General features: G+C 63.0%; 7 protein-coding genes. 5 read left to right on the top strand and 2 right to left on the bottom strand.

The window, feature by feature from the left end; translation table 11 throughout:
- Both C5L10_RS17595 and C5L10_RS33715 read left to right on the top strand, forming a co-directional pair.
- Complete coding sequence (locus C5L10_RS17595; RefSeq protein ID WP_105430722.1) at window positions 1-975, top strand: threonine/serine dehydratase; 975 nt, start codon at window positions 1-3, stop codon at window positions 973-975.
- Between the two features lie 178 nt (window positions 976-1,153).
- Entirely contained in the window at window positions 1,154-1,291 is a 138-nt protein-coding gene (locus C5L10_RS33715; RefSeq protein WP_172717064.1) for a hypothetical protein, read from the top strand.
- 98 nt (window positions 1,292-1,389) lie between these two features.
- Here C5L10_RS33715 and C5L10_RS17590 read toward each other — a convergent pair whose 3' ends face one another.
- Window positions 1,390-2,553, bottom strand: a complete 1,164-nt coding sequence (locus C5L10_RS17590; RefSeq protein ID WP_245448029.1) for a M20 aminoacylase family protein — start codon at window positions 2,551-2,553, stop codon at window positions 1,390-1,392.
- Between the two features lie 433 nt (window positions 2,554-2,986).
- Between C5L10_RS17590 and C5L10_RS17585 the strand changes: the two genes are divergently transcribed.
- A complete protein-coding gene (locus C5L10_RS17585) occupies window positions 2,987-11,491 on the top strand; it encodes a GH36-type glycosyl hydrolase domain-containing protein (protein WP_105430721.1) in 8,505 nt (2,834 codons plus the stop codon).
- Window positions 11,492-11,597: 106 nt separating this feature from the next.
- Here C5L10_RS17585 and C5L10_RS17580 read toward each other — a convergent pair whose 3' ends face one another.
- Window positions 11,598-13,370, bottom strand: a complete 1,773-nt coding sequence (locus C5L10_RS17580) for a glucan ABC transporter ATP-binding protein/ permease (protein WP_105430720.1) — start codon at window positions 13,368-13,370, stop codon at window positions 11,598-11,600.
- 311 nt (window positions 13,371-13,681) lie between these two features.
- Between C5L10_RS17580 and C5L10_RS17575 the strand changes: the two genes are divergently transcribed.
- Both C5L10_RS17575 and pyc read left to right on the top strand, forming a co-directional pair.
- Window positions 13,682-14,422 (top strand): LuxR family transcriptional regulator, encoded by a 741-nt coding sequence (locus C5L10_RS17575; RefSeq protein ID WP_105430719.1) that lies wholly within the window; start codon window positions 13,682-13,684, stop codon window positions 14,420-14,422.
- Window positions 14,423-14,541: 119 nt separating this feature from the next.
- On the top strand, window positions 14,542-18,003 hold the full coding sequence (gene pyc, locus C5L10_RS17570; protein WP_105430718.1) for a pyruvate carboxylase: 3,462 nt from the start codon (window positions 14,542-14,544) through the stop codon (window positions 18,001-18,003).
- The last annotated feature ends 17 nt before the right edge of the window (window positions 18,004-18,020 follow it).

Genomic DNA, 18,020 nt, shown 5'->3' with positions numbered 1-18,020 from the left:
ATGACCGATATCGCCATGATCGAAGCCGCCCGTGCCCGTCTTAATGGCCACGTGCGCCGCACCCCGCTATTGTCCTCGCCCTTCCTCGACGACATCGCCGGGCGGCGCATCTTCGTGAAGCCGGAATGCCTGCAGCACACCGGTTCGTTCAAGTTTCGCGGCGCCTGGTCGGCGATCTCGGCGCTGTCGCCCGACGTCCGGGCCAAGGGCGTGATCGCCTTCTCGTCGGGCAACCATGCCCAGGGCGTGGCGCTGGCGGCGAGGATGCACGGCATTCCGAGCGTGATCATCATGCCGTCCGACGCGCCGCGCATCAAGATCGAGAATACCCGCGCCTATGGCGCCGACGTCGTGCTCTATGACCGCCTCAACGAGGATCGCGATGTGATCGGCGCGCGGCTGTCGCAGGAGCGCGGCCTGACGCTGATCAAGCCGTTCGACGAGCCGCTGGTGATCGCCGGCCAGGGCACGACCGGGCTCGAAATCGCCGAACAGGCCAGGGAGGAAGGCATCGAGAAGGCCGATGTGCTGGTGCCGACGGGCGGCGGCGGCTTCATTTCCGGCATCGCGCTGGCATTGAACGCCAAGGCGCCGGGTTTCGTCGTCCACCCCTGCGAGCCGCAAGGCTTTGACGACGTGACGCGGTCGCTGGCTTCCGGACAGATCGAACGTAATGCGACCCAGGGCGGTTCGCTCTGCGACGCGATCGTCACGCCGCAGCCAGGCAACATCACCTTTCCGATCATGTCGCGGCTCTGCGGCGCGGGTCTGGTGGTGACCGACGACGAAGCGCTGCATGCGGTGGCGCTTGCCTTCAGCCGGCTGAAGATCGTCGTGGAACCCGGTGGCGCGGTGGCATTGGCGGCCGCTCTTTTCCATGGCGAGACGCTGGGCGATACGGTGATTGCCGTCTGCTCGGGCGGCAATATCGACCCGGATATCTTCCGTCTGGCGCTGGATCGTTTTGGCGCCTGAAGGGCTCGCAAGGGGCTTGGGTATAATAAACCGTTAAACACCCGGAAGGGCCGTTAAGAAAAAAGGATTTTCTACGGAACTGGTGGCAGGTTGGAACATTATCTCTATCGGCTTGGTAGAGATAAGCTAGCATAGGTCAACGTCCGAAAAGGGCGAAAGCAGAACCCGGGAGACATCCATGCGTCATATCGAGCATCAGACACGGTCTTTCGCAAACCGCGGTATCGCGGGCAAATGGCAATGGGCGGCGAACACCGCCCTGGTGACGGCAGCCTTCATCTTTGTTGGCGCCGTGACACTCGGCCTTTTCCCCTGAGGCCTTCGGGCTTCGCCTTTTGAAATTCGGGCTTGGTCCTCCCAAGACCGAAAACACCTCCCGCGCTTGCCGCCCGGGAGGTGTTTTTGTTTAAGGGCCTATTTGGCCGGGAGATAGGCTTCGGCAAGCTCCACCCAGAAGCTCGTTCCGATCGGCAGTGCGTCGTCGTTGAAGTCGAAGCGCGGGTGGTGCAGCGGCGGGTCGTTGTCGGTGCGCCTGGTGCCGAGCAGGAAATAGGTGCCCGGCCGCTCCGCCAGCATATAGGCGAAATCCTCGGCGCCCATGGACGGGCGGGGCAGGTCGACGACCTTGTCCTCGCCGACGACACGACGGGCGAGGTCGCGGACGAAATCCGTTTCCGCCTTGTGGTTGACGGTCGCTTCGTAGCCGCGCTTGTAATCGAGCGTGACGCTCATGCCGTAGCTCGCGGCCTGGCCCTCTGCGACCATCCGGATGCGCCTTTCGAGCTCGTTGCGGACGTCCGGGTCGAAGGAGCGGATGGTGAGCAGCATTTCCGCCCGCTCGGGGATGACATTGCTCGCCATGCCGGCATGGAAGGCGCCGACGGTGATCACCATCTGGTCGAGCGGGTGGATGTTGCGCGAGGCGATGGTCTGCAACGCCATGATGATGCTCGCGCCGCAGACGATCGGATCCGACGTATCCTGCGGCTCGGCGCCATGGCCGCCGTGGCCATTGACCGTGATGCGGCATTCGTCCACCGCGGCCATCATCGGGCCTTCCTTGACGCCGATCTGCCCGAAGGCGAGGCTGGGATCGTTATGCAGGCCGAACACGGCATCGCATGGGAAGCGCTCGAAGAGGCCGTCCTCGATCATCAGTCTCGCGCCGCCGAAATTCTCCTCCGCCGGCTGGAAGATCAGATGGATCGTGCCGTCGAAATTCTTCCTGTCGGCAAGGATCCTGGCGGCACCCAGCAGCATCGCGGTGTGGCCGTCATGGCCGCAGGCATGCATCAGGCCCTTGTTCCTGCTGGCATATTCCGCGCCTGTCTCTTCCTCGATCGGCAGCGCGTCCATATCGGCACGGATGCCGATCGACCGGCCGCCGGTGCCGTTCCTCAACGTGGCGACAACGCCCGTCCTGCCGAGGCCGCGGGTGACCTCATATCCGAGGTCCGTGAGCTGCCTGGCAACGAAATCGGATGTGTTGAACTCCGACAGGCCGAGCTCCGGATATTGATGAAGGTAACGGCGGGTGGCCACCACGTCGGCCATGTCATTGGAAAACTGGATCGTCATTGCTCAAAACACCGAAAGTTCGATTGGATTGGTTGCGGGGCACGACGAGATCGCCCTTGTACCATGAGATGAATAGCAGCGCGGCCCTTGGAAGGTAACCCTCGGTGTTAAATTTTGCCTGGTTCAGCTACCGTAAGAGGTTCTGGCAGGCCCGTTGCGCAAGGGCGGAATTCCTCGGATTATCAAAGGCCTGCTTCCGTTCAGGTTTCATTCAGGCTAGGCTCGATAGAGCCGGAACATGTGTCAATCCGCAGGAAGTGAGCAATAGATTCCAGTCAGTCATTTGCAATATCCGGACTGCTCTCTATTTCCCATCCTCGCGGGTTTGCATCCGGCCGGTCACCATAATCCAAATGATGACTGGCGCTTCCGATGCAGGCCGAGTAAGGCGAGGCCGACAAACCCTTAGAGTTTTCAGCAGAAGCCCGTATCCATGTCATTTCACACTCCGCCGTCAGCTTCCTCGCGCGAAACCGAAGCCAAGCAGATCGATCACAACGATTCGATCCGCTCGACCTATTTCAACATCGATGCATTGCGGGAATGCGGCGAGAAACTCGGCAAGGAGGGCACGCCCAGCTTGCCGGGCCTGATGGAGTTCGAGTTCTTCAAGCGGCACCATGAAAATGAGAAGGAAATCCTGCGGGTCTATCGGGCGACCGCTACCGACGTCGATGCCGGCGCGTCGATCACGCCCGCCGCCGAATGGCTGCTCGACAATTATTACATCGTCGAAGAGGCGATCCAGGAAGTCCGCCGCGACTTCCCGAAAAAGTTCTTCCGCCAGTTGCCCACGATGACGGTCGGCGGCCAGGAGTTGCCGCGTGTGCTGGTGCTCGCCTGGCTCTATGTCGCCCATACGCACAGTAGCGTTTCCCGCGAGGCGCTGGCCGCCACGGTCGACTGTTTCCAGGTCAAGGAGCCGCTCGAGATCGGCGAACTCTGGGCGCTGCCCTCGTTCATCCGTTTCGTGCTGATCGAGAACCTGCGCCGCATCGCGACCCGCGTCGATCGCTCGCGCAACATGCGCCGCCGCGCCAACGAGACCGCCGACGAGATCATCCGCCTCAATAACGAGGAGGCGAGCGCCGATGTCCTGAAGGGCATCGAGAACCTCACGAACGACAATACGTTCACGGCACAGTTCCTCTATCGCCTTCGCAACGCCTCGCAGACATCGGGGTTTGCCGTCGCCTGGCTCGAGCAGCGTCTCGAACAGGCGGGCACCGACGTCGAAGAGGTGATGCTCGCCGAGCAGAACCGCCTTTCGTCCGGCAACGTGACGATGGGCAACATCATCAAGAGCCTGCGCGAGATCGACGATACGGAATGGAGCGTCTGGTTCGAAGACGTCTCGCAGATCGACAAGATCTTCCGTCTTCGCACCGATTATCAGGCGCTCGATTTCGGCTCGCGCAACGCCTATCGCAACCGTATCGAACAGATTGCTCGCCGCTCACGCAAGAGCGAGGCCGAGGTTGCGGAAGCTGCCATCCAGCTCGCCGAAAAGGCCGCGGCGGAAGAAAATGCCGACCCGCGCGAGACCAATGTCGGCGCTTTCGTCGTCGGCCGCCGCCGCCGGGAACTGGAAGCGGCAGTCGGCTACGATCTGCTGTTCGTCCAGAGGTTTGTCCGGCTTGTCCGCCGCCTCAACTGGTTCGCGATCGCCGGCCCGGTCATCTTCATTACCGTTCTCGCGATGGCGATTGCCGGCTGGTTCCTGGTGCAGGCGGATATTCCGCTGCCGGTCGTCTTCTTCTTCCTGCTGATGTTCGCGCTGCCGGCTTCCGAAGGCGCGACCGGCCTGTTCAACACGCTGGTGACCTATGTGGTGAGGCCAGCCCGGCTGGTCGGCTACGAATTCAAGGAAGGCATTCCGGAAGCGGCCAGGACGCTGGTTGCCGTGCCCTGCCTGATCACCGACCGCGACACCGTGGACGAGCTCGTCCGCAACCTCGAAGTCCATTATCTCGCCAATCCGCATGGCGAGATCTATTTCTCGCTGCTCAGCGACTGGCGCGACAGCAAGTTCGAGGAGACCGATACCGACCTCGAAATCCTCGATTATGCGAAGCGCGAGATCGCGGCGCTCAACGCCAAGTATGGAGAAGACGGCAAGGCGCGCTTCTATCTGCTGCATCGCCGCCGTCTGTTCAATCCGAACGAAGGCGCATGGATGGGCTGGGAGCGCAAGCGCGGCAAGCTGCATGAGCTCAACATGCTGCTGCGTGGCGATCGTGACACCAGCTATCTTCCGGGTGCCAACATCGTTCCGCCGAACGTCCAATATGTCATGACGCTCGATGCCGATACGCGCCTGATGCGCGATGCGGTGAGCAAGCTCGTCGGCAAGATGCACCACCCGATCAATCAGCCGGTGCTCGATCCGACAACCAACCGCGTCATCCACGGCTACGGGCTGATGCAGCCGCGCGTGACGCCGTCGCTGACGACCGGCAAGGAAGCCTCGGTCTTCCAGCGCGTCTTCTCCGTCGGTCGCGGTCTCGACCCCTACGTCTTCACCGTCTCCGACGTCTATCAGGACCTGACCGGCGAAGGCAGCTTCACCGGCAAGGGCCTCTATCACGTCGATGCCTTCGAGGCCTCGCTCAAGGGCCGGATCGACGAGAACTCGGTCCTCTCGCATGACCTTCTCGAAGGTTCGTTCGCACGCTGCGCTCTCGTCACCGACGTGGAACTGGTCGAGGACTTCCCGGTCCGCTACGAGGTCGAAGTCTCGCGCCAGCATCGCTGGGCCCGCGGCGACTGGCAGCTCCTGCCCTACATCCTCGATCCCAAGCGCGGCGTGACCGCGCTCGGCCGCTGGAAGATGATCGACAACCTGCGCCGGTCTCTGACCCCGATCGCCTGGTTCTTCGCTTCCGTGCTCGGCTGGTACTTCATGGATCCGCTCGGCGCTCTCGTCTGGCAGATCCTGCTGATCTTCTCGCTGTTCGTCGCGCCGACCCTCAGCCTGGTTACCGGCCTCCTGCCGGGCTCCACCGATATCGTCCCGGGCGCGCATTTCTATTCCGTCTGGTCGGACATGCGTTCCGCCAATGCGCAGGTCGCCCTCCGTGTCGTCTTCATCGCGGATTCCGCCTGCATCATGACCGATGCGATCGCTCGGTCTCTCTATCGCCTGTTCTTCAGCCGCAAGCTGATGCTGGAATGGCGCACCGCCGCCTCGATCCAGTCGAGCGCGCAAGGGAGCCCGCAGGATTACTACAAGACGATGTGGCATGCGCCGGCCATCGCCGTGCTCAGCATCATCCTGGCGGCCATGCCGGGCGACAATGCGTTCCTGGTCGGCATCCCGTTCGCCGTGCTGTGGATCTTCTCGCCGCTCGTCGCCTGGTATGTCAGCCAGTCGGCCGAGACCGAAGACCGGCTGTTCGTGCCGGAACCCGTGTCGGTCGAATTGCGCAAGATCGCGCGCCGCACCTGGCGGTATTTCGAGACCTTCGTGACGGCGGAGCAGAACTACCTGCCGCCGGACAATTTCCAGGAGAAGCCGAACCCGGTCATCGCCAAGCGCACGTCGCCGACCAATATCGGCGTCTACCTGCTGTCGACGATCTCGGCGCGGCATTTCGGCTGGATCAGCTTCACCGACACGATCGAGCGCATCGAGCAGACGATCTCGGCGGTTGAAAGAGCCGACAAGTTCCGCGGCCACATGTACAACTGGTATCATACCGACACGCTGCAGCCGCTGATGCCTCGCTACGTCTCGTCGGTCGACAGCGGCAACTTTGCCGGCCATCTGATCGCCATCTCGTCGGCCTTGCGCATCTGGGCCGAGGCTCCTTCCGCGCACCTTCAGGGCAATCTCGACGGCATCGGCGACGTTTGCGGCATTCTGGCCGAAACGCTGAAGGCTCTGCCGGACGACCGCAAGACCGTGCGCCCGCTGCGTCGCCGTCTGGAAGAACGTATCGTCGGCTTCGGCAACGCGCTTGCCGCGGTGAAGCGCGAGCATGAATTCGCCTCGATCCGGATCATCAACCTCGCCGTGCTTGCCCGCGACATCCAGAAGCTCGCGGTCAACCTCGACCAGGAAGTCCGTTCGGCGCAGAGCGACGAAGTTACCCGCTGGTCCGCGTCTCTCGTCGCCGCCTGCGAGGCGCATATCGCCGATAGCGTCTTCGACAATGCCAATATCGAATCGCTGCGGGAGCGGCTCGGCGTGTTGCGCGACCGAACCCGCCGCCTCGCTTTCGCGATGGATTTCAGCTTCCTGTTCCGCAAGGAGCGCCGCCTTCTGTCGATCGGCTATCGTGTCGAAACCAATGAGATCGACGAGGCCTGCTATGACCTGCTCGCATCTGAAGCCCGTCTGACCAGCCTGTTCGGGATTGCCAAGGGCGACCTGCCGACCGAGCACTGGTACAAGCTCGGCCGCCAGGTGGTGCCGATCGGTGCGCGAGGCGCCTTGGTCTCCTGGTCCGGCTCGATGTTCGAATACCTCATGCCGCCGCTCGTCATGCAGGAGCGCCAGGGGGGCATTCTCAACCAGACCAACAATCTGATCGTGAAGGAACAGATGAACCATGGCCGCCGCCTCGGCACGCCATGGGGCATCTCGGAAGCGGCGTTCAACGCTCTCGACCATCAGATGTATTATCAATATTCGAACTTCGGGGTGCCGACGCTCGGCCTCAAGCGCGGTCTCGGGCAAAACGCCGTCATCGCTCCCTATGCGTCGATCCTGGCCAGCCAGTACGACCCGATCGCTGCCTCTGAAAACCTCACCGAACTGCGCTCGCTCGGAGCACTCGGGGTGTTCGGCTTCTACGACGCGGTGGATTTCACGCCGACCCGGGTACCGGAAGGCAAGCGCTATGCGGTGGTGTTCAACTATTATGCCCACCACCACGGCATGTCGATCGCCGCGATCGCCAACGTTGTGATGAACGGCCTGCTGCGCGAGCTCTTCCATTCCGACCCGACCATCGAGGCTGCCGAACTGCTGCTGCAGGAAAAGGCGCCGCGCGATATTCCGGTGATGAGCGCCAAGCACGAAGAAACCCCCGGCAAGGGCCAGGGCGAACTGTTGCGCTCGGAAATCCGCACCATCACCAACCCGGCCACCAAGGACCGGGAACTGGCGCTGCTCTCCAACGGTCACTACTCGGTCATGCTCACCGCGACCGGCTCGGGATATTCCCGCTGGAACGGACTGTCTGTCGCCCGCTGGAAGCCCGACCCGACCGAAGATCGCTGGGGCCAGTTCCTGTTCCTGCGCGACACCACGAACGGCGAATGGTGGTCTGCCACCGCGGAGCCGCGCCGCATCGAAGGCGAAAAGACCAGGGCGATCTTCTCCGACGAACGGGCTGAATTCCACAAGACGGTCGGCGACCTCACGAGCACGGTCGAGTGCATCGTCGCCAGCGAACACGATGCCGAAGGCCGCCGCCTGACGCTGCTCAACATGGGTACCGAGGATCGCTTCATCGAAGTGACGTCCTATATGGAACCCGTGCTGACCACCGAGGACGACGACAACGCCCACCCGGTCTTCCAGCGGATGTTCGTCCACACGGAAATCGGCCGCCGCGGCGACGTCATCCGCGCTTGGCGCAACAAGCGCGCGCCGAACGAGCCGGACATGGTGATCGCCCATCTGGCCGCCGACAATGCCGGTTCGGCTCGCCCGACCGAATTCGAGACCGACCGCCGCAAGTTCCTCGGCCGCGGCCGCACGCTTTCGGAAGCTGCAGCCTTCGATCCCGGCGCGACGCTGTCGGGTACCGACGGCTTCACGCTCGACCCGATCCTGTCGCTGCGCCGCGTCGTGCGGGTGCCGGCCGGCAAGAAGGTGAGCGTCATCTTCTGGACGATCGCAGCGCCCAAGCGCGAGGAGCTCGACCAGGCGATCGAACGTTATCGCCATCCGGATGCCTTCCAGACCGAGCTCACGCAGGCCTGGACGCGCACGCAGGTGCAGATGCGCCATCTCGGCGTCTCGTCGCAGGATGCGGCGGCGTTCCAGCACCTGGCGCGCTATCTCATCTATCCGGACATGCAGCTGCGCGCCGACCAGGCGACCATCCACGCCGGCATGCAGCAGCAGTCGTCGCTCTGGCCCTCCTCTGTTTCGGGAGACTTCCCGATCTTCACGCTGCGCATCAACGACGACAACGATATGCCGGTCGCCAAGGAAGCGATGAGCGCCCAGGAATATCTGCGCTCGCGCGGCGTCATCACCGATCTCGTGATCTTCAACGAGCGGGCGGCCTCCTACGCGCAGGAAATGCAGCAGGCGCTCGAACATCTCTCCGAGAGCGCCCGCCGCCTCAGCCAGCAGGAAGGCCAGCGCCAGCATGTCTTCTCGCTGCGCCGCGACATCATGGACGACGAGGGTTCGGAAGGCCTGATCGCCGCATCCCGCGTGGTTCTGCACGCCCGCAACGGCAAGATCAGCGACCAGCTCAACCGCACGGCGACGATCTTTGCGCCGCCGAAGGACCAGCAGATCGAAGTCGATCGCCGCCCGCTGCTGAACGGCGAGATCTTCCAGCTTCCGGCGCCGATCGAGGCACCGGCGGATCTCGATTTCTGGAACGGTTTCGGCGGGTTCACCAAGGACGGCAGCGAATATGTGGTGCGCCTGCACGGCGGCCAATCGACGCCGCAGCCGTGGATCAACATCATCTCCAACGACAAGTTCGGCTTCCACATTTCGGCGGAAGGTTCAGGCTTCACCTGGGCCAAGAACTCTCGCGACTATCAGCTGACGACCTGGACCAACGACATGGTCATCAACCGTCCCGGCGAGGCGTTCTACATCGCCGACCGGGATAACGGCGCTGTCATGACGCCCTTCGCGGTTCTGTCGCGCAAGCCGGAGGTCAAGTTCGAGGCCCGGCACGGCCTTGGTTACTCGGTCTTCTCGAGCGAAGAAGAAGGCCTGAAGATCAGGCTGACCCAGACGGTCGACAGGACACGGGCGGCCAAGGTCTCGTCCATCCTGCTCCATAACGGCGGTTCGGAAACCCGCAGGCTGCGCGTCTACGGTTATGTAGAATGGCTGCTCGGCGCCAATCCGGCCCGGTCCATCCCGTTCATCCTCTCCAGCCGAGACGAGGAGACGGGGACGCTCTTCGCCACCAACTCCTACAGCATCGACTACCGCCGCTTTGCCTTCATGGGCATGAAGGAGACGCCGGTCGGCTTCACGGCGAGCCGCCGTGAATTCATCGGCCGCTTCGGTTCGGTCCAGATGCCGGCGGCGGTGATGTCCGCTTCGGCGCTCGGCAATGCTCTCGATCTCGACGGCGACCCCTGCGCGGCGCTCGCCTACGACATCGAGCTCGCGCCGGGCGAAGAGCGGACGGTGACCTTCTATCTCGGCGATGCCGATACGAAGGAAGAGGCTCAGGCGCTGGCGGCCCAGCTGCGCGGCGAGGAGTTCGCTCCGATCCTCAAGGCGAACCGCGACTTCTGGACCGGCTTTACCGGCCGCCTGAAGATCTCGACGCCGGACAAGTCGCTCGACAACATGGTCAACCATTGGCTGCCCTACCAGGCGCTCGGCTGCCGCATCATGGCCCGCACCGCCTTCTACCAGGCATCCGGCGCCTTCGGTTTCCGCGATCAGCTGCAGGATACCTTGGCTTTCCTGGTGCACGAGCCGTCGCTCGCCCGCCGCCAGATCGTCAACGCGGCCTCGCGGCAGTTCAGGGAAGGCGACGTGTTGCACTGGTGGCTGCCCGGCTCCGGCGCCGGCGTCCGGACGATGATCTCCGACGACGTCGTCTGGCTCGCCTACGGTATCCACCAGTATGTCTCGGTAACCGGCGATGCATCGCTGCTCGACGAAGAGCTGGCGTTCATCGACGGGCCGGTGCTCGAAAAGAACAAGCACGACTCCTTCTTCCAGCCGACCGTGTCGACCGAGACCGCCACCCTCTACGAGCATGCGGCAAGGGCGCTGGACCTGGCGATCACGCGAACCGGGGACAAGGGCCTGCCGCTCATCCTCGGGGGCGACTGGAATGACGGCATGAACCGCGTCGGCATCGGCGGCCGCGGCATGAGCGTCTGGCTCGGCTGGTTCCTGGCCGCGGCGCTGCGCAACTTCCTGCCCTATGCGGAAGCCCGCAAGGACAAGAAGCGCATCCAGCGCTGGACGGATCATATCGAGACGCTCAAGCAGGCGCTTGAAAAGGCCGGCTGGGACGGCACCTACTATCGTCGTGGCTATTTCGACGACGGCTCACCGCTCGGCTCAAGCACCAGCGACGAATGCCGCATCGACTCGCTCGCCCAGTCCTGGAGCGTGCTCTCGGGCGAAGGCGATCCGGAACGTGCCGCCCAGGCCATGGATGCGGTGCTTGAAAAGCTGGTCGACAGCCAAGCGGGCATCATCCGCCTGTTCACGCCGCCGTTCCAGGATACCCGCAAGGATCCGGGCTATATCAAGGCCTATCCGCCGGGTGTTCGTGAAAACGGCGGCCAGTATACCCATGCGGCGATCTGGGTCGTGCTGGCTCTGGCAGCGCTGAAGCGGGGCGACGATGCCTGGAAGTGCTTCCAGATGCTGAACCCGATCAACCATGCGCTGGACCGCGACTCGGCCGAGACCTATCGCGTCGAACCCTATGTGGTCGCGGCCGATGTCTATGGTCACGGTTCCCATACCGGTCGCGGCGGCTGGACCTGGTATACGGGTTCTGCGGGCTGGCTCTACCGTGCGGCGACCGAGGGCATCCTCGGCATCCGCCGCCAGGGCGACCGGCTGTTCGTCAATCCGGCGCTGCCGACAGGCTGGGATGGCTTCACCGCCGAACTGACCATCGACGACACGGTGCACAAGATCACCGTCGAGGGCGACAAGGTCACGATCGACGGTCAGGCGGTCAATGAAACGGAAGGTTTCCTTCTCGCCGGAGCCACTGCCAAGCGACTGCCGGAGCCGGCCAATAGCTGAGACCTCGGCTGACCGGGAAACTGGAAGCTGTCAAAAGAAAACCCGCCGCCATGCGAATGGCGGCGGTTTTTTTATTGAGTTCCCTTAGCGATCAGGCGGGGAGCGATCAGGCGGGCTGTGCCACCGAGCCGCCTGGGTCCGCTGCTTCGTCGTCGTCTGTCAGGATGCCGCTTGCCTTCAGCAGCGAGGCGAAGCGCCCGCCGCTCTCGCTGAGTTCCTCGTAACTGCCCATTTCGGCGACGCGTCCGTTCTCGAGGAAGATCACCTTGTTCGCATCGCGGACGGTCGAAAGCCGGTGGGCGATGATGAAGGTGGTGCGGTTTTCGCGGAGGCGGTCTATGGCCGTCTTGACGCGGGCCTCGGTCTCGACGTCCAGCGCACTGGTAGCCTCGTCGAGGACAAGGATCGGCGCGTTCTTGAGGATGGCGCGGGCAATGGCGATACGCTGGCGTTCGCCGCCGGACAACCGGTTGCCGCGCTCGCCGACCGGAGTCTCGTAGCCGTTCAACCGCGTTTCGATGAACTCGGCAGCGGCGGCGGCTTCTGCCGCCCTGGTGATTTCCTCCTCGCTCGCGCCCTCGCGGCCGAGGCGGATGTTCTCGCTGATCGACCGGTTCAGGAGCCCTGCATCCTGGAAGACGGTGGCGATAGAATGGCGCAGCGATTTTCGCGTCACCGTGCCGATATCGATACCATCGATCAGGATCTTGCCTTCCTGGGGGTCGTAGACACGCTGCAGGAGGTTGATGAGCGTGGTCTTGCCGGCGCCGGTCGGCCCGACGATGGCGACGGTCTCTCCGGCCTTCGCCGTAAAGGAGACGTTGTGGACGCCTTGGCTCGTGCTGGCAAAACCAAAGGAGACATCGCGGAATTCCACCTCGCCGCGAACCTCGCCGAGGTCGGCCGCATCTGCCGGCTCGGCGCGCTCTTCGACGGAATCCTCGAGGTGGAAGAAATCCTCGAGCTTGGCGCGCGCTTCGAAGATCTGGGTGGCGAACTGGCGCAGGAGGTCCAGTCGGCCGATCAGCAGGTTGGCGAAGCCGATGAAGGCCACGACATCGCCGACCCGGATTTCGCCGCGCTGGACCAGAAGCGTGCCGATGACCAGGATGACACCCATGGAGACGGTGGAGGCCGTGCGGTTGAGGGCACCGGCCAGAGCCCACCAGTCGAGCACCGGATACTGGGCGGCAAGCAGGTCCTTGGTATAGTCCTTGAGCGCCAGGGTCTCGGCCTCGATGCGATTGTAGCTGTGCAGCACCGATACGTTGCTGATCGCGTCGCTCACATGGGAGAAGACCATGTGGTAGTGGTTTTCGACCGACGCCTGCCCCTCCTTGGTGCGGTTCATCACGGTCACGCCGATGATCCAGTAGAGGATGCTCAGCACCAAAAGGACGAGGCTGAGCCGCCAATCCATCGAGATCGCAGTGGGGACCAGCAGGACGAGCGCCACTGCGGTGGCCAGGTGGGTACGCATGAATTCGAGCCACAGCCCGAACAGGCTCTCGGCCGCACGCAGCAGGGTGTGCAGCGCGTGAGAGGTGCCACGGGTGTGGTGCCAGGCGAGCGGCATGGAGATGATTCGTCCGAAAGCCTCGGTCAGCAGCGACGCGCGTCGGCCATGGGCGAGCCTGTCGGCCTCACGGGCGACAAGCACGTAGGCAACGGTATTGAAGACACCGAAGCCGGCCCATAACATCAGTACCGGCGTGACGGTACTGCCGGAGGAAATGGCATCGATGATCCGGCCGAAAAGGATCGGTTCGGCAATGGTGATGACGGCAAGCACGACATTGGCGACGACGACGGCGGCGACACGCCATTTGTTCTTCGCCAGATATTGGAGCGCTCGTGCGTAAACCTGGAACAGCGTCAACTGGCGTAACCTCTTTCATGTGGAGCCGCCATCGGGGCGGCGCCGGTAATCTAGTGATCGGAAACGGCAATTCCGCGACGGAAGCCGGAGATAATACCCTTCTGCCAGAAATGTTTCATGAAGGGCAAGGCTTCCCGCATTCAGTGTCTTGAACCAACCCACGGCTTATTGCACAAAGCCGTCAAGGGCTAGATTTCGCGGTATACCTTCAACGAATGATAACTATGCTAATCGATTGTGAATGAGGGAAGTTACTGAAATTTAACATAAAGACAAGAATCGCCCGAAAAGAACGCGGCGGGGAGCAAGCCTTGAATATTCAGCTGGTCGTGCAACTCTTGGTACTCGTGGGGGAAATCAAGACCGAGGCGGAGCTGACTGCCCAGCTCGAATCTCTGCTGAAGGCCTATGGATTCGAATATTACGGACTGGTCATCCGGCCGCGCTCCCTTCAGAATCCGGGCGGCCTTGTCCTGGCCGGCCGCTGGCCGAAAGGCTGGCAGGAAATCTACGAAGCCCGCAAATATGCTCTGGTCGATCCGACGGTACGAATGCTCAGCATCGCGCAACGGCCGTTCCGCTGGCGGGATGCGGTGCTCAGGCTCCGGAACGATCCCCATCGGCAGCGCATGCAGCGGATGATGCAGGAAGGGACACGTCACGGCCTCCAGGACGGCTACCTGTTTCCGGTCCACGGCCGCAACGGCCTGCTTGGCAACATGACGCTCGGCGGCCGCCCCGTGGATCTCTCGCCCGCTGAAATGGCGCTGTTCGATGCCGCCGCCAAGAAGGTGTTCTGGCGCTTTCTGGACCTGCGCGGACAGGCGGAAGAGCTGGAGGCCATCGCCAAGGTGGACACCCAGCTTACCCGCCGCGAGATGGAAGTCATCGTGCTGCTCGCCGACGGCCTGACCTCCAACGAGGTCGCGAAGTCGCTGGATATCTCCAGCCATACGGTCGACTGGTACATCAACGGGCTTCAGGAGAAGCTGCGCGCCAAGAACCGCCAGCACGTGGTCGCTTCGGCATTTCGCCTCGGCCTCATCGCCTGAGCGATTGGTCTCGTTGCGACACATCCGGTCTCCCCGAGAAATTGCGCTTGCCTGATTAAGGCAATACTGATTTCTTTGCAGTGCAGCATTATTCTCGATGGCGTCTGAGGAGATCCGTCTTGCCCATTTCCAAGATCCTAGTTGCCAACCGCTCCGAAATAGCGATCCGGGTCTTCCGTGCGGCCAATGAGCTCGGCATCAAGACTGTCGCGATCTGGGCGGAAGAGGACAAGCTTTCGCTGCATAGGTTCAAGGCCGACGAGAGCTATCAGGTCGGCCGCGGCCCGCATCTTTCCAAGGACATGGGGCCGATCGAAAGCTATCTGTCCATTCCCGAAGTGATCCGCGTCGCCAAGCTTTCCGGCGCCGACGCCATCCATCCGGGATACGGCCTGCTTTCCGAAAGTCCGGAGTTCGTGGAGGCCTGCAACGATGCAGGCATCATCTTCATCGGCCCGCGGCCGGACACGATGCGCCAGCTCGGCAACAAGGTTGCGGCTCGCAACCTGGCGATTTCGGTCGGCGTGCCGGTGGTGCCGGCGACCGAGCCGCTGCCGGACGATATGGCCGAAGTCGCCAAGATGGCCGAGGAGATCGGTTATCCGGTGATGCTGAAGGCGTCCTGGGGCGGCGGCGGGCGCGGCATGCGCGCCATTCGCGATCCGAAAGACCTCGCCAAGGAAGTCGTGGAAGCCAAGCGCGAGGCGATGGCCGCTTTCGGCAAGGACGAAGTCTACCTCGAAAAGCTCGTCGAGCGCGCCCGGCACGTGGAGAGCCAGATCCTCGGCGACACGCATGGCAATGTCGTGCATCTCTTCGAGCGCGACTGTTCGATCCAGCGCCGCAACCAGAAGGTCGTGGAACGGGCGCCGGCTCCCTATCTGTCGGAAGCCCAGCGGGCCGAGCTTGCCGCCTATTCGCTGAAGATCGCGGCGGCGACCAGCTATGTCGGTGCCGGCACGGTCGAATACCTGATGGATTCCGATACCGGCAAGTTCTACTTCATCGAGGTCAATCCGCGCATCCAGGTCGAGCATACGGTGACCGAGGTCGTCACCGGCATCGATATCGTCAAGGCGCAGATCCATATCCTCGAAGGTTTCGCGATCGGCACGCCTGAATCCGGCGTGCCGGCTCAGGGAGACATCCGCCTCCACGGCCACGCGCTGCAATGCCGGATCACCACCGAAGACCCGGAACACAATTTCATCCCGGATTACGGCCGCATCACCGCCTATCGTTCGGCCGCGGGTTTCGGCATCCGTCTCGACGGCGGCACCGCCTATTCCGGCGCTGTCATCACCCGCTATTACGATCCGCTGCTGGTCAAGGTGACGGCTGCCGGCTCGACGCCGGCCGAAGCGATCAGCCGGATGGACCGGGCGCTCCGGGAATTCCGCATCCGCGGCGTGGCCACCAACCTGACCTTCCTCGAAGCGATCATCGGCCATCCGAAATTCCGCGACAATTCCTATACGACGCGGTTCATCGATACGACGCCGGAACTGTTCGAGCAGGTGAAGCGGCAGGACCGCGCCACCAAGCTTCTGACCTATCTCGCCGACGTCACCGTCAACGGCCATCCGGAAACCAAGGGCCGGCCGGCACCGTCCGAACATAGTGCCAAGCCTGTCCTGCCCTATATCAACGGCCCGGTCCCGGACGGAACCAAGCAGCTTCTCGACACGCTCGGTCCGAAAAAGTTCGGCGAATGGATGCGCAACGAAAAGCGCGTGCTGATCACCGATACGACGATGCGCGACGGCCATCAGTCGCTGCTGGCCACCCGCATGCGCACCTATGACATCGCGCGGGTCGCCGGCGTCTATGCGCGGGCGCTGCCGAACCTGTTCTCGCTGGAATGCTGGGGCGGGGCGACCTTCGACGTCTCAATGCGCTTCCTCACCGAAGACCCGTGGGAACGCCTGGCGATGATCCGCGAGGACGCGCCGAATCTTTTGTTGCAGATGCTGCTGCGCGGCGCCAACGGCGTCGGCTACAAGAATTATCCCGACAACGTGGTGAAGTATTTCGTCGCCCAGGCCGCCAAAGGCGGTATCGATCTCTTCCGTGTCTTCGACTGCCTCAACTGGGTCGAGAACATGCGCGTCTCGATGGATGCGATCAACGAAGAGAACAAGCTCTGCGAGGCGGCGATCTGCTACACGGGCGATCTCCTGAACTCCGCGCGCCCGAAATACGACCTCAAATATTACGTCTCGCTGGCCGAAGAGCTGGAGAAGGCGGGCGCCCATATCATCGCGCTGAAGGACATGGCCGGTCTCCTGAAGCCGGCTGCCGCGCGGGTGCTGTTCAAGGCGCTGCGCGAGGCAACCTCGTTGCCGATCCATTTCCATACCCACGACACGTCCGGCATCTCGGCCGCGACCGTGCTTGCGGCAGTGGACGCGGGCGTCGACGCTGTCGATGCGGCGATGGATGCGGTGTCCGGCAACACGTCGCAGCCCTGCCTCGGCTCGATCGTCGAAGCGCTGTCCGGCTCCGAGCGCGACCCGGGCCTCGATCCGGAGTGGATCCGTCGCATCTCCTTCTATTGGGAAGCGGCGCGCGGCCAGTATGCCGCCTTCGAAAGCGACCTCAAGGGGCCGGCCTCGGAAGTCTATCTGCATGAAATGCCGGGCGGCCAGTTCACCAACCTCAAGGAACAGGCCCGCTCGCTCGGGCTTGAAACCCGCTGGCACAAGGTCGCCCAGACCTATGCGGACGTGAACCAGATGTTCGGCGACATCGTCAAGGTGACGCCGTCGTCCAAGGTGGTGGGCGACATGGCGCTGATGATGGTCTCCCAGGACCTCACCGTCGCCGATGTCGAAAACCCGGCAAAAGACATCGCGTTTCCGGATTCGGTCGTATCGATGCTGAAGGGCGATCTCGGCCAGCCTCCCGGCGGCTGGCCGCAGGCGCTGCAGAAAAAGGCGCTGAAGGGCGAGGCGCCCTACACCGCGGTGCCCGGCTCGCTTCTCCCGCCGGCCGATCTGGCCGCGGAGCGAAAGGTCATCGAGGACAAGCTGGAGCGCAAGGTCGACGACTTCGAGTTCGCTTCCTACCTGATGTATCCGAAGGTGTTTACCGACTTCGCGCTGGCCTCGGACACTTACGGCCCGGTCTCGGTTCTGCCGACGCACGCCTATTTCTATGGTCTCAAAGACGGCGAGGAAATGTTCGCCGACATCGAGCGGGGCAAGACGCTTGTTGTCGTCAACCAGGCGATGAGCGGCACGGACGCGCAAGGCATGGTCACCGTGTTCTTCGAACTCAACGGCCAGCCGCGCCGTATCAAGGTGCCGGACCGGGCCCATGGGGCTTCCGGCAGTGCGGTGCGCCGCAAGGCAGATATCGGCAATGCCGCTCATCTCGGCGCGCCGATGCCGGGCGTCATCAGCCGCGTCTTTGCGACAACCGGCCAGGCGGTCAAGGCCGGCGACGTGCTGCTCTCCATCGAGGCAATGAAGATGGAAACGGCGCTGCATGCCGAAAAGGATGGAACCATCGCCGAGGTCCTCGTCAAGGCCGGCGACCAGATCGACGCCAAGGATCTGCTGATCGTTTATGGCGGCTGATTTCAGCCACCTTCCCC

It is taken from the genome of Neorhizobium sp. T6_25, from assembly GCF_002968555.1.
Lineage (GTDB): Bacteria > Pseudomonadota > Alphaproteobacteria > Rhizobiales > Rhizobiaceae > Neorhizobium.
The sequence above is the reverse complement of the archived record's forward strand: the minus strand, read 5'-3'. Positions and strand labels throughout refer to the sequence as shown.

Excerpts from the sequence above, each read along its gene's own strand:
- C5L10_RS17595 (WP_105430722.1), top strand. The coding sequence starts at position 1 with ATGACCGATATCGCCATGATCGAAGCCGCCCGTGCCCGTCTTAATGGC.
- C5L10_RS33715 (WP_172717064.1), top strand. The coding sequence starts at position 1,154 with ATGCGTCATATCGAGCATCAGACACGGTCTTTCGCAAACCGCGGTATC.
- C5L10_RS17590 (WP_245448029.1), bottom strand. The coding sequence starts at position 2,553 with ATGACGATCCAGTTTTCCAATGACATGGCCGACGTGGTGGCCACCCGC.
- C5L10_RS17585 (WP_105430721.1), top strand. The coding sequence starts at position 2,987 with ATGTCATTTCACACTCCGCCGTCAGCTTCCTCGCGCGAAACCGAAGCC.